Origin of the sequence: Shewanella sp. 38A_GOM-205m (assembly GCF_000518445.1) — a bacterium.
GTDB lineage: Bacteria > Pseudomonadota > Gammaproteobacteria > Enterobacterales > Shewanellaceae > Shewanella > Shewanella algae.
In genome coordinates, this window is sequence record NZ_JADP01000002.1 from 165759 (window position 1) to 189287 (window position 23529).

Consider the following 23529-nt stretch of genomic DNA (forward strand, 5'->3'; position numbering starts at 1 on the left):
AGGGAAGCCTCTCACAGGAGCGGCTTCCCTGTTCTGAATTACTGACCGAGCAGTTATTTGCCTTTGTTAGCGGCTTCTACGCGACTCTTCAGCTTCTGTCCCGGACGGAATGTCACCACCCGACGGGCAGAAATTGGAATGTCCTGACCTGTTTTGGGATTCCTTCCCGGTCTTTGATTCTTATCCCTAAGATCAAAGTTGCCAAAGCCAGATAACTTGACCTGCTCACCATTTTCAAGCGCAGTTCGGATCTCTTCGAAAAACGCTTCAACCATCTCTTTGGCTACCCGCTTGTTAATGCCAAGCGTTTCAAAAAGATGCTCTGCCATTTCGGCCTTGGTAAGTGCCATACTTTAATCCCTCAACGATGCGTTGAACTCGGACTTGAGTGCAGAAACCACTGTATCAACCATCTCAGCTATCTCTTTTTCCTCAAGTGTACGAGTGTTATCTTGTAACGTAAGTGCGATCGCCAGACTCTTTTTGCCCTGCTCTACACCTTTACCTCGGTATACATCGAACAAGTTTAAGCCAACCAACTGATTTTCGCCAACTTTTCTTATCAGCGTCATCACGTCACCTGCGGCGACTTCTTCATCAACCACTATGGCGATATCGCGGCGATTGGCTGGAAACTTAGACACAGCCTGGGCTTGCGGTAATTTAGCCTGCAGCAAGGCGTCCAATTCCAACTCAAAAACTATGGTTTTGCCATTCAGCCCAAAAGGCTTCTCGAGGCTGGGATGGACTGCACCTATATACCCTATGACCCGATCATTTCTCAATATTTCAGCACATTGCCCCGGATGCATAGCCGGATGCTGCGCTCCTTTAAAACTAAATTCAGCTTCGGAAACTGTCAAGCCAATAATGGCCTCTAAATCACCTTTAAGATCGAAGAAATCAACGGTTTTCGACTCCATGCTCCAGTGCTCGTCGCTCTGGGGACCGGCGATCACCGCACCCAGCATGGCTTGTTGTCTTACGCCGGATTCTGCTTGTGCATCAGGAATAAAGCGTAAACCAGTCTCAAACAGGCGTACACGAGTCTGTTGACGGGCCTGGTTATAACCCACAGCATTCAGCAATCCGGTGAACATAGACAGGCGCATAGCCGACATTTCACTGGAAATCGGGTTAGGCAGTACCATGGCTTCGCTGTCAGGATGCACCAGTTTTTGCAGCTTGGGATCGACAAAACTATAGGTGACAGCTTCCTGGAAACCTCGGGCCACCAACATAGCCCTCACCCGGCTAAGCTTCAGATCCGACTCTTTATGATCTGTCATAGAGAGGTGTGCCAGCGGGGCTGTGTTCGGAATGTTGTTATAGCCGTAAATTCGGGCAACTTCTTCGATAAGATCTTCTTCAATTGCCATGTCGAAGCGATAAGTGGCGGTTTTCACCTGCCAGTCGCTGCCCTGTTTTTCAACCTGGAAGCCCAGACGGGTCAGGATCTCTTCCACATCGGCATCACCAATCTGATGACCAAGCAGTTTGTCCAGCTTGCTGCGACGCAGTTTAATGTCGGCAGCCTTTGGCAGATGCGCTTCGCTCTTGGCCTCAACCACAGGGCCGGCTTCGCCGCCACAGATATCCAGCACCAGACGGGTAGCTCTATCCATAGCCTTATGCTGGAGCTCCGGGTCAACGCCGCGCTCAAAACGATGCGAAGAGTCGGTGTGCAGCCCAAGGCGACGGGCCTTACCCATGATGGCCAAAGGCGCGAAGAACGCACACTCCAGCATAATATCGCGGGTTTGCTCACTGACGCCGGAAGCCTCACCACCGAATACACCGGCCAGGGCCAATGCCTGGCTGTTATCGGCAATCACCAGGGTATCGGCTGGCACAATAATTTCGTTGCCATCGAGCAGAGTCAGCTTCTCTTCACCGTTACCCAGACGCACCTTGATGCCGCCGTCAATCTTGTCCAGATCAAAAGCATGCATAGGTTGACCGAATTCAACCAATACATAGTTGGTGATGTCCACGATAGGATCTATCGACCGAATACCGCTACGGCGCAGTTTTTCCACCATCCAGTCAGGCGTTTGCGCCTTGACATTGACATTGCTGACCACCCGGCCCAGATATCTCGGGCAGGCTTCCGGGTTGGCCACGTCAATTTCAACTCTACGCTCACTACTGACGTTGGCAGCTTCCCAGCTTGGCTCGGTCACGTTAAGACGGTTGAGCACGCCCACTTCGCGGGCCAGCCCCACCATACCCAGGCAATCTGCACGGTTGGCGGTCAGATCCACATCGATAATCACATCATTGAGCTGCAGATATTCACGAATATCGGTACCGATAGGAGCATCCAGCGGCAGCTCAATAATGCCGTCGCTTTCTATCTCTATGCCCAGCTCGCCATAAGAGCACAGCATGCCATGTGAAGGCTGTCCACGCAGTTTGGCTTTCTTGATTTTGAAGTCACCGGGCAGCACCGCACCAACAACGGCCACAGCAACCTTGAGTCCCTGACGGCAGTTAGGTGCGCCGCAGACGATATCCAACAGCTCTTCGCCGCCGACATTGACCTTGGTGACCCTTAGCTTGTCGGCATCGGGGTGTTGACCACATTCAACCACTTCACCCACTACCACGCCGGAAAAGTCACCGGCAACGGCAATGACGTCGTCCACTTCCAGGCCGGCCATGGTGATTTGGTGAGTTAATTCGTCACGGCTAATCGCAGGGTTAACCCACTCACGAAGCCAGGATTCACTGAATTTCATAATACTAAAGCTCCGTTATTTGAATTGCTTGAGAAAACGTAAGTCGTTTTCGAAGAAGGCGCGCAGGTCGTTGACACCATAACGCAACATGGCCAGACGCTCGACGCCCATACCAAAAGCAAAACCGGAGTATTTATCAGGATCGATTCCCACACCGCGCAGCACATTAGGGTGAACCATGCCGCAGCCGAGTACTTCCAGCCAGCCGTTCTTGCCTTTCACATCCACTTCGGCAGAAGGCTCGGTAAAGGGGAAGTAAGAAGGACGGAAACGTATCTCCAGATCCTCTTCAAAGAAGTTACGCAGGAAGTCGTGCAAAATGCCTTTCAGTTCGGCAAAGTTAACATTCTCATCGACCAGCAGGCCTTCCACCTGATGGAACATAGGCGTGTGAGTCATATCGTAGTCATTACGATAAACACGACCGGGAGAGATAATCCGCAAAGGTGGCTTTTCCACTTCCATGGTGCGAATTTGCACCCCTGAAGTCTGGGTACGCAGCACTAACTTGGGATTGAAGTAGAAAGTATCATGCCCCGCACGAGCAGGATGATGCTCGGGCATATTCAAGGCATCGAAGTTGTGATAATCGTCTTCGATTTCCGGCCCCTGTTTGACACTGAAGCCCAACTCACCAAAGAAGCTCTCAATCCGTTCAATGGTTCGGGTGACCGGATGCAAACCACCATTGTCCAGGCGACGCCCCGGCAGGGTGACATCGATTTTCTCAGCCTGGAGCTTCTGCTCCAACTCGGCTGCTTTCAGCCGTTCAATTCGCTGACTGAGGAACTGCTGTACCTTTTGCTTGGCTTCATTGACCTTCTGGCCGAAGGCGGGCTTTTCTTGTGGACTCAGGGTCGCCATCAACTTCATCATGTCGGTGATCTTGCCCTTCTTGCCAAGATAATCGACGCGGATGTCATCGAGGATTTTCAGATCACTGGCCCCTTCGATGGCGGCTAAGGCCTGTTCTACGATCTCAGTTAACTGCTGCATCTTCTCTTCCAGTGCATGCCGGCCCGTAGGCGGCGATTTTGGTGTCTGTTTGAATTAAAACAGTAAAAGAGTGAAATTTTACGTTAGCTACAGGTCTTTGACCAGTGGTGTGAGGCATTTTAGCAAATGAATTGCCTACAAAAAGTGCTTTTTTTAACCATTGATGCCCTGAGCAAGACGAGTTGTGGTGTCCGAGGATAGAAAGTGAGCAACAATGCAGGAAAAGCACAGTACCCAAGCACGTCTGTGATAAGCTCGCCCCACGGTCAATTCCTCTTTGCAAGTCAGTGTCAACAGATAGTAAAAAGCCAGTAGCTCAGAAAGCGACGACAAAAACTCAGGCAGAAGATACCGCCAAGGCCGGCATTCACCTACGTGATTATCAGCAGCAAGCCGTGGATGCCGCTGTGCGCTATTTCCGCGCTCAGTCAGGCTCGGCTGTGATAGTGCTGCCCACAGGCGCCGGCAAGAGCTTGGTGATTGCTGAACTGGCCCGTATCGCCAAAGGCAAGGTACTGGTACTGACCCATGTTAAAGAGCTGGTCGCCCAAAACGCCGAAAAAGTTGCCCTGTTGACTGATGAAGCCAGTATCTACTCGGCCGGCCTGAGGCAAAAGCTCACCCAAGGCAAAACCGTTGTCGCCAGCGTGCAATCCGCCGGGCGCAACCTTGAAGCCTTTGACAGCCACTACTCCCTGGTGGTCATAGACGAGTGCCACAGAGTGAGCCTTGAGCTGGACAGCCAGTATCAGCAACTGCTTGAACACCTCAAATCCCACAACCCCAAACTTAAGCTGCTGGGGTTGACGGCCACCCCTTATCGCCTTGGACTGGGTTTTATTTATCGCCGCCACTATCACGGCCGGGTCGGTAATCCCGACCGAGGGATTTTCGATGACTGCATCTTTGAGTTGCCCTTAAGGCCCCTAATTAAACAAGGCTATCTGACGCCGCCCAGGCTTTACGATGGCCTGAGCGCTCAGTATGACTTCAGCAGCCTGCCGAGTAACAGCAATGGGGAGTACGATGAGGCTAAGGTCGATGCCCTGCTCAGTCACAGTGGCCGTGCGACCAAGGCCATTGTTAACCAACTAAGGCAACTGGCTAACACCCGCAAGGGAGTGATTATTTTTGCCGCCACTGTGCGTCACGCCGAAGAAGTGCTAACGCTACTGGCTGACGAACAGGCAGCGCTCATCACAGCGACCACAGAGATGCAACAGAGGGATACCGTCATCCGCGCCTTTAAAGCCCAGGAACTTAAGTTTCTGGTCAATGTGGCCGTACTCACAACAGGGTTTGATGCGCCCCATGTAGACCTTATTGCCATCATGCGGCCCACGGCATCTGTGAGCCTGTTTCAACAGATGGTTGGCCGTGGCCTGAGACTGGCCGAAGGCAAACAGGACTGCCTGGTCATAGATTATGCCGCCAGCGGCTTTGACCTGTTCTATCCCGAGGTCGGCACTCCCAAGCCCGCGGCAAACTCGGTGCCGGTACAGGTTCCCTGCCCCGAGTGTGGTTTTGCCAATATCTTCTGGGGCAAGACGGATGAGGATGGCGACATCATCGAGCATTTCGGCCGCCGCTGCCAAGGACTGTTGCAGGACAATAGTCAATGCAGTTATCGCTATCGCGCCAAGTCATGCCCGGATTGCGGTGCCGAAAACGACATCGCAGCCAAGATTTGCCATCAATGCCAATCGACTCTGGTCGACCCGGACAAACGCCTCAAAGAGGTGTTGTCAAAACAACATCATCATCTGTTCAAGGTACAGCAAATGTTGCTGCACGCCGAAGAGGGGCGCCTCAGAGTTCAGTATCTGGATTATGACGGCAATGACTTCAACCAGTATTTTAAAATGGAGACCAGTGCTCAACGCCGGGCACTGTTTGCTTGTTTTATTCATCCCCACAGCAAAACACCTGGCCTGAAACTGCCGAAATACAGTCAACCACAACAACTGGTCGACGATGCTGCGCGGTTTCGGGCGCCGGATATGCTGCTGCTGAAAAAACAGGCGCGGCGCTGGGATTTATTGCAAACTTTCTTTGATTATCAAGGCAAGTTTCAAACCGAAAAATCATTCCTGGGATCAAGCGACTTAGCATAGGTCTTTAAGCTGTGGTATAACTGCTGAAAATCAAGTCCATGGGAGTCAATATGTTTGTAGTTATTTTCGGTCGTCCAGGTTGCCCATATTGTGTACGTGCAGTGCAGCTTTCTGAGCAACTGGCTGAAAAGCGTGATGATTTCAAGTTTAAGTATGTCGATATTCACGCCGAAGGCATCACCAAGGCCGATCTGGAAAAAACCGTAGGCAAGCCGGTTGAAACAGTGCCGCAAATTTTCGTCGACAAAGAGCACGTCGGCGGCTGCACTGAATTTGAAGCTTATGTCAGAGAAAACAACCTGCTCTGAAGCAAGCCTCCTTCTCGACGCTAAGGCACTCAAAGGGTGCCTTTTCTTATATCCCCAGTCCGGATTGCATATCTCTGCCCGGCTTCGCGCTCAGCCCAACTGCAAACCCCGCGCACTCATTCAGCACGAGTGCCCCCCACTAACTATTAGGTGCCCTTAGAAAAATGGCGGCTTTTCTCAAGAGGTTGTATTATGTAACAGCTTGAAAAGCTTATTACTGAGGATATATGCAAGGGAACCAGGCAAAGCAACAATCCAACCGATTACCTTGGCTTCCAGGCTGGCTGAAACGCTTGCCGGTCAAGTTTGCCCTCAGTCAGTTACTCATCAGCGCCCTCATTGTCATCAGCACTGTGCTGGTATTGCTCAGCATTCAACGTAACCAGTTGCTCAGTCAACAAAGAGCATTGAACCAAAGCTATGGTCAAGTCGTTACCGCAAGGCTGCAAGAAGTGACCTCACAGATAGAAAGCCTGGTCAGTACCATGGCGAATCTTGGTGCCCTTTACCGCAGCAATGGCACAGCGCTCAAGGCCAGTATCGAGTCGGTGCTGGAATTGGAAACCCAGAAAGAGATGATCACCGGCGGCGGGATCTGGCCTGAACCCCGAGCCTTTGAACCCGGGCGGATCCTCGACAGCCTCTTTTGGTATCGCGACAGCTACGGCAAACTGCAGCAACTCAACAGCTATAACGAGCAGCCACAGCAACGCTACCACAACGAAGACTGGTATAAACCCACCCGCTTTTTTCCGGCCGACAGAACCTTCTGGTCCAGCGCCTATCGCGATCCCTACACGGCTGAAGCCATGGTCACTGCCTCTGTCCCTATCTGGCAGGATCATGAGTTTATCGGTGCCGCCACCGTGGACATCAGCCTTGGCGGCCTTAATCGTTTCTTCAGAGGCGCCCTCAAAGATCTAAGCGGTTATGTGTTTGCCCTCGACTACCGCAACCATCTGCTCGCCTCTCCCTGGGAAGATGAGTTGCTGGACAGCACGCTGGAAAAGCCGCTGAGTCTGGATAATTTTCAACGCCTTGAACGCCTGTTCCCCGAGTTTCAATCTGTTGGTGAAGCACTGCGCAGTGCCGATCAGGTGCTTATTCAGGAGGCCAATCAACATAAGGCCTTCAGCAGTCAACAGCTCAAAAGCCTGATGGGCGAGCGTGATGAAATCGAGGCGGCACTGCTTGCCACCATAATCAACAACTCTGCCAGAGAATGGCCGGCCAATGCCAAGCTGCTGCTGACCCAAGAGCTGACCCGGGATCCCTTGCTCAACGAGCCGGCGCTGGTTTCGGTATTTTTGATGCCCAAGACCTACTGGAAAATAGTGATAGTCACACCGCTGTCATCCCTCAAAGAGGACGCGACATTGATTGCCGGCAAAGTCGGCATCTACCTGGTGGCGATCCAGTTGCTGGCACTGCTGCTGTTATTTCTGGTGCAGCACAGATTGTTTATCAAACCTATCAGCCGCATGGTGGCAGCGCTCAGGGAAAACAACCCTGCCCGGCTGGAGTTGGATGCCAGAGACAGAGAAGATGAACTGGGGATGCTGGCCGGCAGTTTTATCTCCCGCACCCGTCAGTTGGAAACGGCGATGGCCAGCCTGGATGCCAGTAACCTGGCGCTGGAGCAGCAACTGGAGGTGCAACATAACGCCCAACAAATTCTCAAAACACGTACCGAGCAGCTCAATGCATTGATGAATCATTCACAGAACATCATCTACATCAAAGATTTAACCGGGCAATATACGCTGGTCAACGACAAGTATTGCGAAATTACCGCCCACGAACGGGCGCAGTTTATCGGTGCGGATGACAATCAGGTCTTCCCTCTCGGCCTGGCACAAATTTACCAAGCCAACGATCAAAGGGTGATCAGTAACCAAAGCCCCTTCTGCTCCGAAGAACCCATTGCCACCCCTCTGGGGGATGTCCTGTATCAGGTAACCCGCTTCCCCATCCGCGACGAATTTGGCGAACTGTGTGGCATAGGGGCAATTGCATTCGATCTTTCCAGTCACAAACGCCAGGAACAGCAGTTGGGGCAAGCCCTGGAGTTACAGGCCGATATCAATAAACGCAACAGCCGTACCCTGCAACAACAGCAGCAACAGATAGCTCAATTGGAAGGTCAATTACAGCAGGCACAAAGCAAGTCTCAGTTGCTCAGTCTCAGCAGCACCTTGATGAAAGAGCAGGAGCTGCAGCTGCCAAGACTACTTGCCCAGCTGGTTGCTGACTTGTCTGCCGACTTCGATCAGCTCGGCGCGAGCTTGTTTGAAACCGAAAGCACCGAAGTTTTGAATCAATCCAAGGAACTTATTCTGCTTGGCTCCGCCAGATTGCGTCACCTGTTGGCGCTGGTCAATTATCCACAGACAGAGGTCAAGACGCTTCATTTCGATGAATTCGTGATTCACCTGCAGGCTCTGATGGCGCCGCAGTTTGCCGCCGCAAACGTTGAAATGAAATTGGCGATTGCGGACAAGCTGTTGCCTGGTGCCAAACCCTGGCAGCTTTTATTGCTATTCTCCCCTTTGCTGAGCAATATCCTGCATCATGCATTTACCCATCAATCTGCCAATGCCCTGATAACTATTAAGGCGGACAAGCTGGACGAGCGCCATCTGGAGGTTACAGTAACAGACAATGGCAGCGGAATAAGTCAGGAGATGCTGGCCCGTATTGAACAGTCCGCTTCACAAAGCGGAACCGGTACTCTGTCACGGTTACAGAGCTATGTGAGGCTAAAACTGCTTGGAGAAATGACCATCAGCTCCCAAGAGGGAGACGGCTGCTGCGTCCGCCTGCTGCTGCCGCTTGAGTCCATTGAGTAGCTTAACCCGGCTCCCCCTGAGGCGAGAGAAGACTCAAGCACTGGACTTATCAAACCTTTGCAAAACTCTTTCAGCTAGACAATTTCACATGGGCCGGGATTTCAACATAACCCAAGTCTAAACAATGAGAAGCAAAGAGCTGCCATTCCATGCCATTGAAAAACATCACTATAATATTAATGAGTTTCACCTCTGAATGACAAAAGCCGCCATAATAGGCGGCTTTCCCGGGGTATAGTTAGAAGCGCTTAGCTGTCAGTCGCTTTCTTTCAGGCTGACATCCACCAGATAGTGACCCTGCAGCCAGTTTCGGCCAATCAACAGTTTATGGGTCATCTTGCTTCTGTCTTTAAGGTTAACCTTGACCGGATACTCTCTTCCCGGCTCGCCAATGTTGAGTTCCACCATATAACGAATTTCACTGCCTTGGGCATTACGGATAAGCGAGGTATTGGTGATCATGGCATGCAGGCGTTGCTTTTCGCCCTTTTCGTTTTCTGTGGTGAAGCTCAGCTGCTTACCGATATTCTTTTCCATATCCTCATCGCCGTTTTCCACTTTCAGATCCGTAGCATGCAGTGAATTTTCCACCGCGCCGGTATCTATACGGGTTTGGAAAATCAGTCCTGATTCCCGCACACTGATGGGAGCGACCGGCCCTATGATGCGCTTTTCAGCCACATCGACCAGAAAGTCATCGGACAGCCAGTTGCGGCCGATAAGCAGTTTATAATCCATGTGGCTGCGGTCTCTGAGATTAACCTTGACCTTACGTTTGTGATCGCCAAACGCGACGTTCAACTCCACCATGTAACGCGTCTCTCGTCCCTGAGAGTTACTGACAGTAGATGTCTTGACGATTTTGGCCTTGAGCTGCTTTTTCTCACCACGTTCGTTTTCTGTGGTAAAGCTGAGCATTTTGCCCACGTTATCCTGCATCTTCTTGGCACTGCCGCCAATGACCTTGAGATCCACCGCATGCATGGAGGTGTTGGCCGCCCCGGTATCAATACGGGCCTCAAAACTGAGCCCGGCTTCGGCGACCGTCATAATTTCAGTCTGACCTATGACTGTTTTTTCCTGGGCAAACACTGATGTCGAAAGCAACATAAAACAAAGACCAAGTTTTTTAAGCATAGGACTATTCCATTCATTTCACTTAACAAGATGAAAATCCGGCTGAAGTGCCGGAACTTACAGATAAGACAGATGTTAACGCTTCAGGTTCCCGAGAGCCAGGCTCGGCCCTTGGCCATTTCCGCTCTGGGAAACACGGCCACCGGGCAAGGGAGCATCAGCGCCAAGGTTTGAGCCATGCCCTCGATGGCAGGGCTATCGGTGATCACAGCTATACGGGAAAAGTCCTGCAGATGAAACAGTCCAAGGCAGGCATCGTCCCACACCGCTTGCAAAGAGATGCCCTCGAAGTCGGCACCGTATTCATACCAAAGTTTAATGAGCACATGTTCCCTGAGTTTGGACTCCACCGCCGGCAGCAAAACAGCATCGTAATCATCACCGCTGATCACACCGCTGGCGCGAACTGCCACTGTATTGTCATCAAACCCGGAAAGCAGTGTCAGCATTGAGCGCCTCCACCTGTGTGTTATTGAGACAGGAGCTTGGCGATTTCCTGATCAAACAGATTCTTGATCAAACCGGCAAACTCGCTGATAAACAAGGTTTGCTTTGCCGTAGCCTTATGATTGGCCACCTTGGCCAGGATCTCTTCCAAATCGTACACTATGGCATCTATCTCACGAATAACAGTGTTACGCTGGGCGAAGGACAGTTGCGGATTCTGGCCACAGACCATAATAATCTGCGCCGACAGCTGCTCTTCAAACTGTTCCATGACGCTGCTGTCGCCCAAAGATTCCCCTTCGGGAGTCTCAAACAATCCAAGGTGTTCGGTCAGGAATTGTATGAGGTGCATATAGCCGTCTTTGTCTGTAACCATCTTTCTTCCCGCGTGCAACGTCTCAGGCCAACCCATAAGGGGCAAACTTCCGAACGCCGCCAATGCGGCGATCAGAGAGTCACATTATGAAACAAAATCCGCCTTGAGTCTTGCCTCAAATCAAGCCGTCGTTTGTTACTTGTTTAATCTTAGAACAAAAGAGACAGGAACAGCCTTACTGATGCTGGATAGTCCGGCAATTTCACGTAATTTTTCAACCCCATCGGTCAAACCAAACTCTTCGGCGTTCACTATGACGGCTTTTTGCGAGGTTACCAAAAGGCTCGACTCACCGAGTCTGGCCACCACCACACCAAAGCGCTTGTTCTGACTTTTGCCATGCAGCGACAACACGCCATCAATCTCAGTAGTCAGCAACTCGCCGGGTTTGAGCTTGTCCAATAGATCCGCAGGCACTTGCGCTGTCAGCGTCAGGCTAGGAAAGTTAGCCACCTCAAACAGCATGGTTTGCATCCGCTTGTCGCGGATTTCAATGCCGGTATTAACGCCGTTGAGCGGGATCTCCAACTTGAATTCGCCACTCTCGGCAAGTGTGCCACTCACCTGATTGAACTCATGTACCTCGGCGATATCACCTTTCTTGACCGACACAAAGCTAACCTTGGAGTCGGCATTGTCCAACTGCCAGTCAGCCGCCAGGGCCAGGTTACTGAAGGCGCCGAGCGCCAGCAAGGGGATCCATTTCTGCATATTCTTGTTCCTTGTAGGGTGTGAATTGAACTGCGCCGGATTTCACCCAGGTAAAAGCAAGCGCTTTTTGTAGATTACTCATTACTAAAGCATATTGTTCACTTCAAGAAAACCTTTGCCGCTATTGAGTGAACTTTTGCTCACGGACCGCCACGGCCGCCTGCAACCATTTCTCTCAGCGTCACCAGACTGTCAAGCCAATGAAACAAAACCCTTTTATTCTACAAACGCTAATACAGACCAGCAGCCAAGATTAGGTAACGAGGAAACTATGTCAGAGCAACAAGTGACAGGAACCGTTAAATGGTTCAACGATGAAAAGGGCTTTGGTTTTCTAACCCAGGAAAACGCCGCCGATGTGTTCGTCCACTACCGCGCCATTCAAGGCAGCGGCCGCCGCACCCTGAAAGAAGGAGAGAAGGTCAGCTTCAGCGTGACTGAAGGCCAAAAGGGGCTGCAGGCAGAAAACGTAGTGCGGTTAAAATAGCTGACGGATCAAAGTAAAGGGACGGCAGATGCCGTCCCTCTTGTTAGGCCATAGCGCCATCAAGGTGCGAGACGATTGATCTCCCACCCGTCATCTGTGCGGCTGTAGAGGAATCTGTCATGCAGCCTGTGCTCACCGCCCTGCCAGAATTCCACACTGGAAGGCACTATGCGGTAGCCGCCCCAAAACTTGGGCAAGGGGACTTCGCCCTTGGCAAACTTGGCCTTCATCTCGGCAAACTTACTCTCGAGTGCCTGACGGGCGCTAAGCTTGCTCGACTGTTTCGAGACCCAAGCCGCTATCTGGCTGTCTTTCGGACGGCTGACAAAGTACTTGAATACCTCTGTAGCAGACAGGGCTTCGGCTACCCCTGTCACGGCCACCTGGCGCTCCAGCGGATGCCAGGGAAACAGTAAACTAACCTTGGCATTGACGGCAATCTGCTGCGCCTTACGGCTTTCCAGATTGGTAAAGAATACAAATCCTTGCTGATCAAAACGCTTCAGCAAGACTATCCGCTGAAACGGTTGGCCGGTTTCATCCACTGTGGCCACCACCATGGCGGTAGGATCTGTCAAAGGTGCATCCTTGGCCTGCGCCATCCAGCGCTCAAACTGCGCCATGGGCTCGGCGGCCAGATCGGCGCGCCTGAGGCCGCCTTGGGTGTATTCGCGGCGAATATCACTCAAATCTGTCATTGTCTATCCTTGTCCCTGAGCCGGGCGCAATGCCCCAGCGAAACGGAACCCTCAGCCCAGCTAGGGGGGGCTCTATACAAGAAGATAGGGGGGGCTCTATACAAGAAGAAAAGCCAACGACAAGCGTTGGCTTAACGTAAAGCGGCTTACTTGACTTTGCCCTGCCCCAGCGCCCAGACATGCAGCATTTCCAGGCCCAGCGTCGCGCCCGCCAGCGCAGTAATGTCGGCGCTATCGTAAGCAGGTGCCACTTCAACCACATCCATACCCACTATGTTGAGGCCCTTGAGACCACGGATAATTTTCAGCGCCTTGTCGCTGGTGAGACCGCCGCATACCGGAGTACCGGTTCCCGGCGCGAAGGCAGGATCCAGGCAATCGATATCGAAAGTCACATACAAAGGCATATCGCCAACCCGCGCCTTGATCTGCGCCACGATTTCATCGGCGGTCATTTCATTGGCCATGGCGGCGTCAATCACCTGAAAACCGTGGCCTTTTTTGGTGTATTCGGTGCGGATCCCCACCTGCACAGAATGAGCCGGATCGATCAAGCCTTCGTTGGGGGCATGATAGAACATGGTGCCATGGTCAAACTTGCTGCCCTGACTGTAGGTGTCGGTGTGAGCATCGAAGTGCAGCAGCGCCATCTTGCCAAACTGTTTGTGGTGCGCGCGCAGCAGCGGCAGGGTCACAAAGTGATCGCCACCAAAGCTCAGCAGTGTCTTGCCGGAGGCCAGAACTTTGCTGGCAAAGTTTTCGGTGCGCTCGGTAAAGTCAGCGGCATCACCACAGTTGAATACCAGATCGCCGGCATCCACTATCTTGATATATTCGCTGAGGCTGAAATCCCAAGGCCAACGCTTCTCTTCCCAGGCCAAATTGGTCGAGGCATTGCGGATAGCTCCGGGCCCCATACGGCCACCGCTGCGACCGGTAACAGCCATATCGAAAGGCAAACCTATTACCACCACATCCGCATCGCTTTCTAGCGGTTTGAAATCCAGTGGCTGACGCAAATAACCAAACGCATTTGAATAAAGCGAGTAATCAGGTTTATCTGCTAAAGTGGTCATAAATACTCCAAAACTTGGCTAATGCCGATATTTACATGGACTCAGGGATCAGCACTTCGTGGCACATCTGCTGATAGTGACTGAAGCCAACATTATAACCCTGCTCCAGGGACAAAGAGCAACTTCCCAGACATAAATGTTCAGGGTAACCACGGGTGTCCAACTGGGCGTTGAAGCCGATGACATCCCAGCTGCCGGGATTGAGAATGGCCAGCAAACGGGCGAAGATATCTATCGGTTGTGCAGCGAGATCCAGGTTGGTCTCGAAGCTGACATAAGAGCTGCTTTCCTGGGGCGTGATATGAATAGTCATATACTCTTTGCCGCGAATGCCGTTGATGGAATAACCAAAGGGCTCAAACAGGAAGTCATCAAACTGGAATCCTGGCAGCATCTCTTCCAGTGCCAGCAATTGGCGCACCCCGGCGCAGCTTTGGTTATCGGAGCGCAGATAGTCGGCCGCTTCACCGCGAATGTGATACATCAACAGCTCACTGGTGGCATCACTGCTCTCGGCGCTGAAGGCCTTGTCGCTGCAAAACAGATAATGGTGATGGGAATCCAGATGACCGATACGGTACGCAACGCCGGACAGTTTCTCTCTCAGTGCCTGTAAGTCCTGCTCAAAAGAGCTGGCCTGCAGGTGTGAAAGATATTCGTTTTTGCGCTGAAAAGTCGCAAAGGCTATCGCCTCTTCACCGAGGGAGTCGATAAAATGCAGGGTCGAGCGCGCCAGTGTGGTGGTACCACAGGTCAACATTAAAAATCTGTCGTCCCAAACAAACAGGCTCGACTCGCTGAGCAGATAGGCATCGCAATAATCATTGCTGACGGAAGAGAGGATTTCTGCATTGGCCTTGGCCACCATCTCTTCCCAGAAGGGCTTTCCCAGTGAGCGCAGCGAAGGCGTAGCCGGCGTCACTATCACTTCAATTTTTTTTTCTGAACCTTCAAAAAACATCTTTTATCTCTACTTGTTGCAGGCCCCGAAGGGCCTGCTGAATGCACCGACCTTATGAAAAATCTTCCAGATAGGTATAACCCTTAAGACCCAATTGCAGCTCTTCAAGGATCGAGGTGCGTTCGTCTTCGGCAATATGCTGATTCACCAGCTCTTCGTAGGTGCGCATAAAGGATACGGCATCCAGGTTCACATAGCGCAGCACATCGGCCACAGTGTCACCGGACAGCACAGACTCTATGTTGGCCAGGCCGCTTTCATCGAGACGCACCACAGCCGAGTTGGTATCACCGAACAGGTTGTGCATGTCACCGAGGATCTCCTGATAAGCCCCAACCAGGAAGAAACCGATAAGATACGGGCTCTCGGCACTCCAGGCAGGAACCGGCAGTGTGGTTTCAATCCCCTGCCCGTCCACATACTGATCCACCATGCCGTCCGAGTCACAGGTGATATCCAGCATCACGGCGCGGCGCTCTGGCGCGGTATCCAGCCCGGTCAGCGGCAACACAGGGAACACCTGATCTATACCCCAGGCATCCGGCAGCGATTGGAACAGCGAGAAATTGACGAAGAACTTGTCGGCCAGTTTCTCATTGAGTTCATCAATGATGGGTCTGTGATAACGGTTCTTGTTGTTCATCAAGCCCTGCAGCTCGTGACAGACACGCAGGTTGGTCTGCTCCGCCCAGGCGCGCTCTTCCAGGCTAAGTTGGCCAAGAGCAAACAGAGCGTGAGCTTCGGCCAGATCCGATTGGGTATCGTGGAAAATCTCAATCAGGGCACGGGAATCGGCGCGGCCGCGGATATCGCTCCAGGACTGCCACATGTTGTGCAGCAGCTGTGGGGCATCCTCTGCCGGTGGCTGGATATTCTCAGGGGAATAGGCCTCGGTACCGATAACATCCGTGATAAGTACGGCGTGGTGCGCCGTCAGGAAGCGGCCGGACTCAGAGATAATCCTCGGCACCGGCTGCTCGTACTCGGCGCAGACATCACTCAGGGCGCTGACGATATTGTTGGCGTATTCGCTCAGGCCATAGTTCATAGAGTTGTTGCTTTGGCTGCGGGTACCGTCATAGTCCACCGCCAGGCCGCCGCCCACGTCGAAACAGTTGACCTTGGCACCCAGTTTTCTCAGCTCACAGTAGAAGCGCGCCGCTTCACCCACACCATGGCGAATATCGCGGATATTGGCGATTTGCGAACCCAGGTGAAAGTGCAGCAACTGCAGCGAATCCAGCATGTCGGCACTCTTGAGCTCGTTGACCACCCGCAGCACCTGCGCAGCAGACAGACCAAACTTGGACTTTTCACCACCACTGGCCTGCCACTTGCCCTTGCCCTGGAACGCCAGGCGTGCGCGCAGACCCAGACGCGGAGTAACCCCAAGCTCGCGGGACTCCTGCAGTACCATCTTAAGCTCGGACATCTTCTCCAGCACTATGTAGACCTTGTGGCCCAGCTTTTCGCCTATCAGTGCCAGGCGGATATATTCTTTATCCTTGTAGCCGTTACAGACTATGACTGAGCTGGCCTTTTGTGCCATCGCCAGTACCGCCATCAGCTCAGGCTTACTGCCGGCTTCAAGCCCAAGTTGCGGTGCTTCTTTGCTGACTTGGCTGGCGAGGATTTCCTCAACCACTGTCTGCTGCTGGTTCACCTTGATGGGATAAACCAGCAGATAGTCTTCGCTGTACTCGTACTTTTGAATCGCCTGATTAAAGGCCTGGCACAGGCTATCGACCCTGTGGTGCAAAATCTGCGGAAAACGGACCAGCACAGGCAGGTTAACACCGGCCTTCACCATGTCTTTGGCCAGTTCGTTCAGGCCGATTTTGCTGTCCGGATTCAAAGGATCCGGTGACACTGTCACCTCACCCTGATCGCTGATCCCGTAAAATCCCTGGCTCCAGTATGCGACGTTGTAGCCGACGCGGGCATCGTCAATAGACCAATCACTCATGTTCGTTAGCCTGTTATCAAAAAATGGGTTATGCGGTAACCGTCATCGCTGACGCGACCGCCTGTTCGACAAACGCCGGCAGCGCAAAGCTTGCCTGATGGATAGCCGGCGTGTAATAACGGGTGGTAATACCGGCCCGCTCAAAACGCTCTTCGAGAGTCGCCAGGCTATGCTGACGCGCCTCAAGATCATCGGTTGCCCAGGCAAAGGCCATGCTGCCACCCACATAGGTAGGCACGGCCGCCATATAGAACCGACACTCTTTCACATAAGAGCTCATGCGTCTGACGGTATTTTGCACTTCATCCAGCTGCATAAAAGGCACGCCGTTCTGAGCGACAAAAATCCCATTTTCATTGAGACAACGCTTACAGCCCTCATAAAAGTCGGAACTGAACAGCACTTCTCCCGGACCAAGGGGATCTGTGCAGTCAGAGATAATCACATCAAATTTTTGCTGTGATTGCCTAACATAATCCATCCCGTCGCTGATCACCAAGTTGACTCTGGGGTCATCATAGGCACCTTGGGAATGGTTTGGAAAATAGCTTTTACACATTTCCACCACGGCGGCATCAATCTCCACCATGGTAATGGATTCAATCTGTTTATGTTTGACCACTTCCCGCAGCATGCCGCCGTCACCGCCGCCTATGATAAGCACCCGCTTGACGTCGCCGTGGGCCAGAATAGGCACATGGGTCAACATTTCGTGATAGACAAACTCATCTTTCTCAGTGGTCTGGATGGCGCCATTGAGCGCCATGACCCGTCCCATAGCGGCATTTTCAAAAATGCTCAGGTGCCACTGTTCGGTCTTTTGCTCGAACAGCACCTTTTCCACCTCAAAATACTGCCCGTATGCCGGATGCAGTGTCTCGTAGTAAATATTCTTGGCTTGCATTTAACCTAAAACTCTTGGTGTTGAATGTAAGGGTGGACAAATAACCCGTCCTCGGCGATTCAAAAATGAATGCCGAGTGAATTTATCGTCGTAGATGGACGACGGGCTCAGTTGGGACTATTGGCCTGTTCGCGGCCGGAATTGATGCGGATTAACGTGAGATGTTTCAAGCCGGTATTGTCATAGCTGACAATGGTTGAAAACCTGTGTTGTGGCACTTGGCGAACCAGTGCGGCAAATGAATGGCTGTGCATTAGCTAAAACCCTCTTAACCCCGTGTAAATGGTGCTTTGTTCATTTACACGGTTAATGACTCGTGAACCATAATAACCCTGTTACTCACGTTTGCCTGTCAGGACTGAATGTACCTTCAAAACGGCGCAATTAAACCTTGCTGTGCCCCATAATGCAAGCACGAATCACAGTTTATCCAAGGCTTTGAAATATAAACTACAGTTGCGATGTTCACCTATGCCATTTAAGCGAGCTTTTTTCGATTTATATCAATAGATTAAGCCATGAAAGCCGATTTTATCTGTTCAAGATTTTTTAAATACTCAGGCTCCTTATTTTGATCGCCAGATACCGCTTCGGGCACTGAGTTTGCTTCAATGCAGCTCCCTTGGGGAACACGAGGGTGAAAACTCACCCTCAAACAAAGTTTTGTTATCGTGAAGCCTGGCGATTCAAGCAAAAATCGCAGCAGCCAAAAACGCCACCCAATTTAGCGAATTAATCAAAGGTCATTTCCGGCACAGACTCGCCACAATGCAATCTCCCCGCCGTCTTGGCGCGGATCTCCTCAACAGTTACCCCCGGCGCGCGCTCCAGCAGATGAAAACCGCCGTCACGGATTTCCAGCAGTGCCAAGTCCGTCAGCACCCGCTTGATACAGTTAACCCCGGTCAGCGGCAGCGTACAGCGCTCAAGCAACTTGGACTCACCCTGTTTGCTGCAGTGCATCATGGTACATATGATGTTGGCCGCGCCGGCCACCAGATCCATGGCGCCGCCCATCCCTTTGACCATCTTGCCCGGGATCATCCAACTGGCAATATTGCCCTGTTGATCCACCTCCATCGCCCCCAACACAGTGAGATCCACATGCCCGCCCCTTATCATGGCAAAGCTCAGGGCCGAGTCGAAAATCGCCGCGCCTTTGACCGCAGTGACTGTCTCCTTACCGGCATTGATCATGTCGGCATCTATCTTTTCCTCCAGCGGAAACGGACCCATTCCCAACAGACCATTTTCCGAGTGCAGCATCACTTCTATCCCGGGTGGCAGGTAGTTGGCTACCAGAGTGGGAATGCCTATGCCCAGATTGACATAATCACCGTCACGGATCTCTCTGGCGACCCGCATAGCCATCTGTTCGCGACTCAACGCCATAATGCTGTTCTCCTGTTAGCTGGGCCGAAAGGTGCGCTTTTCGATGCGTTTTTCAAACTGTCCCTGCACCAGGCGATCGACAAAAATCCCCGGCGTATGAATTTGTGATGGCGGCAGGCTGCCGGGCTCGACTATCTCTTCGGCCTCTACCACGGTTATCTTGCCCGCCATCGCTGCCAAGGGGTTGAAGTTCATAGCGGTGTGGCGATAGATGCAGTTGCCCTGCCAATCGGCCTTCCAGGCGCGAACCAGCGCAAAGTCGGCGACTATGCCGCGCTCCAGCAGATACTCCCGGCCTTCGAAATGTTCACTGGGTTTGCCCTCGGCCACCGGAGTACCGACTCCCGTGGCCGTGTAAAACGCCGGGATCCCGGCGCCGCCGGCGCGGATCCGCTCGGCCAGAGTGCCCTGAGGCACCAGCTCCACCTCCAGTTCACCACTCATCATCAATTGCTCAAACAGGGCATTTTCACCCACGTATGACGCCACCATCTTGCGAATTTGGCGGTTTTGCAGCAACAGCCCAAGACCGAAGTCGTCGACGCCACAGTTGTTGGACACCAGCTCCAGATCACACACCTCTCTGCGCACCAACTCGGCTATCAAGCCCTCGGGAATGCCACAAAGGCCAAAGCCTCCGGCAATGATCCGCATCTCATGGGTTATCCCCTCCAATGCCTGTTCATGACTGGCAACCCTTTTATCCAACCCGGCCATAGTGATTCTCCTGTGTCAGCCTCTCTTGCCTTATTGCGCGGTCCAGCCACCGTCCAGCACCAGCGTCTGGGCGGTAATATTGCGCGCCGCCGGCGCCATCAAAAACGCCACCGAATGCACGATTTCATCGACGCCGATAAACGCCTTTTTCGGCATGGGGGACAGCATAATGTTGTCGATAACCTCTTGCTCACTCATGCCGTGCTCCCTTGCCTGGGACGCTATCTGCGCCTCCACCAGCGGTGTTTTTACATAAGCCGGGCAAATCGTGTTGACAGTAATATCCCAGTCGGCGTTTTCCAGCGCCACGACCTTGCTCAGTCCCAGTAAACCGTGTTTGGCGGCCACATAGGCCGACTTGTACCTGGATGCCACCAGTGCATGGATAGAGCCGATATTGATGATGCGGCCAAAGTTGCGCTCCCGCATTCCCGGCAGCAATGCCTTGCAAAGCATCGCCGGGCCGGTGAGCATCACCTGTTGCAGCAGTTGCCACTTCTCGGCCGGAAAGGCATCGAGGCGCGCCACATGCTGCAGTCCGGCATTGTTGATGAGCACATCCACTTCAATGTCAGCCAGTTGCTCGGTCAGCGATTCAATGGCCCGGGGGTCGGCGACATTGAGCCCAAGGCCCAAGCAGTTGCCGCCGGCTTGATTAAGCGTGTTGGCGGCCAGTATCGCCCGCTCAGGGTCGAGATCGCTCAGCAATATCCTGTGGCCAAAGGCCGCCAGCTCAGTGGCAATCGCCAGGCCGATACCGCTGGCCGCGCCGGTGATCAATACGGTTTTAGGGTCTTTCATACAGGCTCCTTAAAATTACGCCCTGCGGCGGCGTGACTCAGTCCGCCAGAAATGCACGGATTTCATCACTCTTGCCCTGAATGGAGAACAAGCCATCGAGATGCCCCCAGGGGCCTTTAATTTCACTTATCTCTACCTCTTTACCCAGTTCCTTCAGGGTGGCAGCCATCTGCCTCACTCTCTGGGGTCGCAGCAGCAGATCGCCACTGGCGGGCAGCAACAGGCTCTTGGCCTTTATCTTGGCCAAGGCGAGTTTCAGCTCGCCCCCTTGCCAATCGGCACTGAACAGTTGTGAGGCCCGTACCAGATACAGTACATGGTTGGCATCCTGCAATGCCGCTCTGGCCCCGGCGCGCTGTTGCAAGATCTGGCTGATTTGCGGCAGCGTGCGAATATCCGCCAGCGCGCCTTTGTCGGCCACAGTGAAATCCTTGAAGCTGGCCAGATAAGCCTCCGGCGCCATTGCATCTTGGGTGATATTGAGCAGCGCCGCGGTCAGCCCTGCCACCGGGGGCGTCTTGCCGTAGTAGTCGCCGCCGCGCCAGTTGGGATCCAGCCGGATAGGCAGGGCCCATTTTTCCAGCGCCGGTACGCTCCAGGCATCCATGCTGTCGGCGCCGATAACATGAATGAGCCGCTCGACTCTGTCCGGGTAACTCACCGCCCAATCTAGCGCCTGAAATGACCCCATGGAGGCACCCATCACCGCATGCAGTTTTTCAATGCCGAGACTCTCCAGCAGCAAGCGCTGCACCTCGACGAAGTCGTGAATGGTCACCACGGGAAAATCCAATCCCCAGGGTTTGCCGGTTTCAGGGTTGATGCTGGCAGGCCCTGTGGTGATGGTATGACCGTCGTGCACATTGGCGTTGACCAGAGTGTCGGCGCTGACAACAAAGAAGCGATTGGTATCTATCGCCTTGCCCGGCCCTATGATGGCGTCCCAATAGCCACTCTGGGGATCAGACTCGGCGTACTTGCCGGCAGCGTGGGAATTACCGGAAAAGAAATGAGTGATCAGTATGACATTGTCCTTGGCCGCATTGAGACTGCCGTAGCTTTCCCAGCCGACGGTCACACTGGGCAACACTTTGCCCGATACTGTGCGAAACTCAGTGGTGGTAAACGACTTTTTCTCCACCAGCATAGGCTGGGCGGTCGCTTTCAAGGACGAAGCCGCCGAGGCAGAAACGGACTCGGCCGAAGCCGGAGCACAGGCTTGGGCAACCCCAAGCAGCGCCGCAAACATGCAGGATGCAAATAACTTCATATTCACCTCTTAAAACCAAATAAACAGAGCCAGTGCCAGCGCGACACCGATAAGGGGCAGCAGGGTCGTCAGCGCCGCCATCGCCCAATAGGCGCGCTTGTGGGTTTCCTTACAGATGGCGCGAATGGTGGTAACCACATAACCGTTATGGGGCAAGGTATCCAAAGCACCGGAAGAGATAGCCACCACTCGATGCAACTGATCAGGGTTCACCCCCATATCCAGATAATGGGGCGCCACCAAAGGCAGGGCTATCGCCTGGCCGCCACTGGCAGAGCCGGTAAGGCCGGCAATTACGCTCACCGCCACCGCAGCCCCCAACAGCTCATTGCCCGGCATATTGGTCATCACCTCAACCGCGGTGGCAAAGGCGGTCGATGATTTGGCGACGGCGCCAAAGCCGACCACGGCGCTGGTATTGCCTATGGCCACCAGTGCGCCTGTGGTGCCGTCGTTGACCGCCCGTCCCAGATGATGAAAATGGCGGAAGTTGATTAACATCAGCGTCAACACTCCACCGAGCAAGGCAACTATCAGGGCATTTTGTGCCAGGGTATCGTGCAGCCAAAAGGAGATAACCAGCACCACAATGAGAGGGATCACCCCTGTGATGGGATGGGGCAGATCCCGCTCCGGCACTTCAGGATCATCACTGCGCGCCTCGAAACGCTCGCCTCTGGCGATGGCTCGGTTAATCATCCACTTGAGCCAAAAATAACCGCTGACCGCCATAAACAGGGCCACCACCAGGCTCACTTCCCAGGCGGCCCAGGGAGAGGTATTGAGGTATTTGATCGGGATCCAGTTCTGGATCTCAGGCGAACCGGCCGAGGTCATGGTGAAAGTCACCGAGCCCAATGCCAACGCAGCCGGAATAAAGCGCCGCGGCAGATTGGCGTCCTTGAACAGCCCCAGCGCCATGGGATAGACGGAAAATGCCACAATAAATACGCTGACGCCGCCATAGGTCAACACGGCACAGGCGGCTACCACTGCCAGCACCGCATAGCGGATCCCGAGTTTCCCCACAATAAAATGCGCCACCGCATCGGCCGCGCCGGTATCTTCCATAAACTTGCCGAACAGAGAGCCCAGCAAAAACATAAAGAACCAGGACGCCAGAAAGCCGGAAAAACCGCCCATATAGGCACTGACAAAGTCAGCCCCCGAGGCATCAAATAACGGAATATGGTTGCTCAGCGCCACCAAGGCCGCGCACAGTGGCGCGGCGACAAACAGGTTGACACCTCTGAGTGTCAAAATAATCAGCAGCAGTAAGCCACCGAAGAGTCCCAGCATACTCAACATAAGCCCATCTCTTGTTGTTGGCCGCCCTATTCCGGCGCCGCAAATTTGCAGCGATTGACCAGGCGTCATTGTTAATTTTTTGCAACCAATTTTTGCAACCAAGAGAGTGACAAGCAAAAACCGGATTGAACATAACACCATAGTGCTATACACAAAATAACCAATAAATTTCAAATCATTAAATAACACTGTACTAAGGTGCTAATTCCCTTCCGCTTCCTTTGCTCTAGAGTAAACGCCGAAGTGTTAACAAAAACAAAACAAACAAAA

The 23529-nt window shown here is 53.0% G+C and carries 22 protein-coding genes; 4 read left to right on the plus strand and 18 right to left on the minus strand.

What is annotated here, in order from left to right:
- Positions 1-53: 53 nt before the first annotated feature.
- Genes ihfA through pheS form a run of 3 tightly spaced genes read right to left on the minus strand, consistent with a single transcriptional unit; the run spans position 54 to position 3737 of the window.
- The gene (gene ihfA, locus N512_RS0102485) at positions 54-350 is read right to left on the minus strand and encodes an integration host factor subunit alpha (protein WP_025009628.1); all 297 of its coding nucleotides are present in this window, start codon (positions 348-350) and stop codon (positions 54-56) included.
- 3 nt (positions 351-353) lie between these two features.
- Positions 354-2741, minus strand: coding sequence for a phenylalanine--tRNA ligase subunit beta (pheT, locus tag N512_RS0102490; protein WP_028779298.1), 2388 nt, complete (start codon positions 2739-2741; stop codon positions 354-356).
- Positions 2742-2756: 15 nt separating this feature from the next.
- Positions 2757-3737 carry a phenylalanine--tRNA ligase subunit alpha gene (gene pheS / locus N512_RS0102495; RefSeq protein WP_037473946.1) on the minus strand — a complete coding sequence of 327 codons (981 nt, stop codon included), beginning with the start codon at positions 3735-3737 and terminating at the stop codon, positions 2757-2759.
- A 365-nt stretch (positions 3738-4102) separates the two neighbouring features.
- Here pheS and N512_RS0102500 point away from each other — a divergent pair, with 365 nt between their 5' ends.
- From N512_RS0102500 to N512_RS22055, 3 genes are all read left to right on the plus strand, one after another.
- Positions 4103-5851 carry a DEAD/DEAH box helicase gene (locus N512_RS0102500; protein WP_028779300.1) on the plus strand — a complete coding sequence of 583 codons (1749 nt, stop codon included), beginning with the start codon at positions 4103-4105 and terminating at the stop codon, positions 5849-5851.
- A 50-nt stretch (positions 5852-5901) separates the two neighbouring features.
- Positions 5902-6159: a GrxA family glutaredoxin gene (locus tag N512_RS0102505; protein ID WP_025009626.1), complete on the plus strand. Its 258-nt coding sequence runs from the start codon at positions 5902-5904 to the stop codon at positions 6157-6159.
- Positions 6160-6386: 227 nt separating this feature from the next.
- On the plus strand, positions 6387-9008 hold the full coding sequence (locus N512_RS22055; RefSeq protein WP_051472615.1) for a PDC sensor domain-containing protein: 2622 nt from the start codon (positions 6387-6389) through the stop codon (positions 9006-9008).
- Between the two features lie 255 nt (positions 9009-9263).
- On the opposite strand, the gene N512_RS0102515 is transcribed toward N512_RS22055, so the two are convergent.
- The 4 genes from N512_RS0102515 to N512_RS0102530 all read right to left on the minus strand — a co-directional run bounded on the left by N512_RS0102515 (position 9264) and on the right by N512_RS0102530 (position 11679).
- Positions 9264-10145 (minus strand): putative ATP-dependent zinc protease, encoded by an 882-nt coding sequence (locus N512_RS0102515; RefSeq protein ID WP_025009624.1) that lies wholly within the window; start codon positions 10143-10145, stop codon positions 9264-9266.
- An 83-nt stretch (positions 10146-10228) separates the two neighbouring features.
- A complete protein-coding gene (locus N512_RS0102520) occupies positions 10229-10594 on the minus strand; it encodes an STAS/SEC14 domain-containing protein (protein ID WP_025009623.1) in 366 nt (121 codons plus the stop codon).
- A gap of 20 nt (positions 10595-10614) precedes the next feature.
- The gene (locus tag N512_RS0102525) at positions 10615-10968 is read right to left on the minus strand and encodes a DUF3802 family protein (protein ID WP_025888976.1); all 354 of its coding nucleotides are present in this window, start codon (positions 10966-10968) and stop codon (positions 10615-10617) included.
- Between the two features lie 135 nt (positions 10969-11103).
- Positions 11104-11679, minus strand: a complete 576-nt coding sequence (locus N512_RS0102530; RefSeq protein ID WP_025009622.1) for a YceI family protein — start codon at positions 11677-11679, stop codon at positions 11104-11106.
- A gap of 271 nt (positions 11680-11950) precedes the next feature.
- On the opposite strand from N512_RS0102530, the gene N512_RS0102535 reads away from it, so the two are divergent.
- Positions 11951-12166, plus strand: coding sequence for a cold-shock protein (locus N512_RS0102535; RefSeq protein ID WP_025009621.1), 216 nt, complete (start codon positions 11951-11953; stop codon positions 12164-12166).
- Between the two features lie 59 nt (positions 12167-12225).
- Here the strand turns inward: N512_RS0102535 and pdxH are convergent, their stop codons facing one another.
- The 11 genes from pdxH to N512_RS0102590 all read right to left on the minus strand — a co-directional run bounded on the left by pdxH (position 12226) and on the right by N512_RS0102590 (position 23259).
- The gene (gene pdxH, locus N512_RS0102540; RefSeq protein WP_028779301.1) at positions 12226-12864 is read right to left on the minus strand and encodes a pyridoxamine 5'-phosphate oxidase; all 639 of its coding nucleotides are present in this window, start codon (positions 12862-12864) and stop codon (positions 12226-12228) included.
- Between the two features lie 146 nt (positions 12865-13010).
- Positions 13011-13940: an agmatinase gene (speB, locus tag N512_RS0102545; RefSeq protein WP_028779302.1), complete on the minus strand. Its 930-nt coding sequence runs from the start codon at positions 13938-13940 to the stop codon at positions 13011-13013.
- A 31-nt stretch (positions 13941-13971) separates the two neighbouring features.
- Positions 13972-14901 carry an adenosylmethionine decarboxylase gene (locus tag N512_RS0102550; RefSeq protein ID WP_028779303.1) on the minus strand — a complete coding sequence of 310 codons (930 nt, stop codon included), beginning with the start codon at positions 14899-14901 and terminating at the stop codon, positions 13972-13974.
- Between the two features lie 52 nt (positions 14902-14953).
- On the minus strand, positions 14954-16867 hold the full coding sequence (gene speA / locus N512_RS0102555) for a biosynthetic arginine decarboxylase (protein ID WP_025888969.1): 1914 nt from the start codon (positions 16865-16867) through the stop codon (positions 14954-14956).
- Between the two features lie 28 nt (positions 16868-16895).
- Complete coding sequence (gene speE, locus N512_RS0102560) at positions 16896-17771, minus strand: polyamine aminopropyltransferase (RefSeq protein WP_028779304.1); 876 nt, start codon at positions 17769-17771, stop codon at positions 16896-16898.
- Positions 17772-17878: 107 nt separating this feature from the next.
- Positions 17879-18025: a hypothetical protein gene (locus tag N512_RS24490; protein WP_093983023.1), complete on the minus strand. Its 147-nt coding sequence runs from the start codon at positions 18023-18025 to the stop codon at positions 17879-17881.
- Positions 18026-18503: 478 nt separating this feature from the next.
- Complete coding sequence (locus tag N512_RS0102570; protein WP_028779305.1) at positions 18504-19163, minus strand: CoA transferase subunit B; 660 nt, start codon at positions 19161-19163, stop codon at positions 18504-18506.
- 15 nt (positions 19164-19178) lie between these two features.
- Positions 19179-19880: a CoA transferase subunit A gene (locus N512_RS0102575; protein WP_028779306.1), complete on the minus strand. Its 702-nt coding sequence runs from the start codon at positions 19878-19880 to the stop codon at positions 19179-19181.
- Between the two features lie 30 nt (positions 19881-19910).
- On the minus strand, positions 19911-20681 hold the full coding sequence (locus tag N512_RS0102580; protein ID WP_028779307.1) for a 3-hydroxybutyrate dehydrogenase: 771 nt from the start codon (positions 20679-20681) through the stop codon (positions 19911-19913).
- Positions 20682-20718: 37 nt separating this feature from the next.
- Positions 20719-21951, minus strand: coding sequence for an E22 family MetX-like putative esterase (locus tag N512_RS22060; protein WP_081737069.1), 1233 nt, complete (start codon positions 21949-21951; stop codon positions 20719-20721).
- Positions 21952-21960: 9 nt separating this feature from the next.
- Positions 21961-23259 (minus strand): GntP family permease, encoded by a 1299-nt coding sequence (locus N512_RS0102590; RefSeq protein WP_028779308.1) that lies wholly within the window; start codon positions 23257-23259, stop codon positions 21961-21963.
- Positions 23260-23529 lie beyond the last annotated feature (270 nt).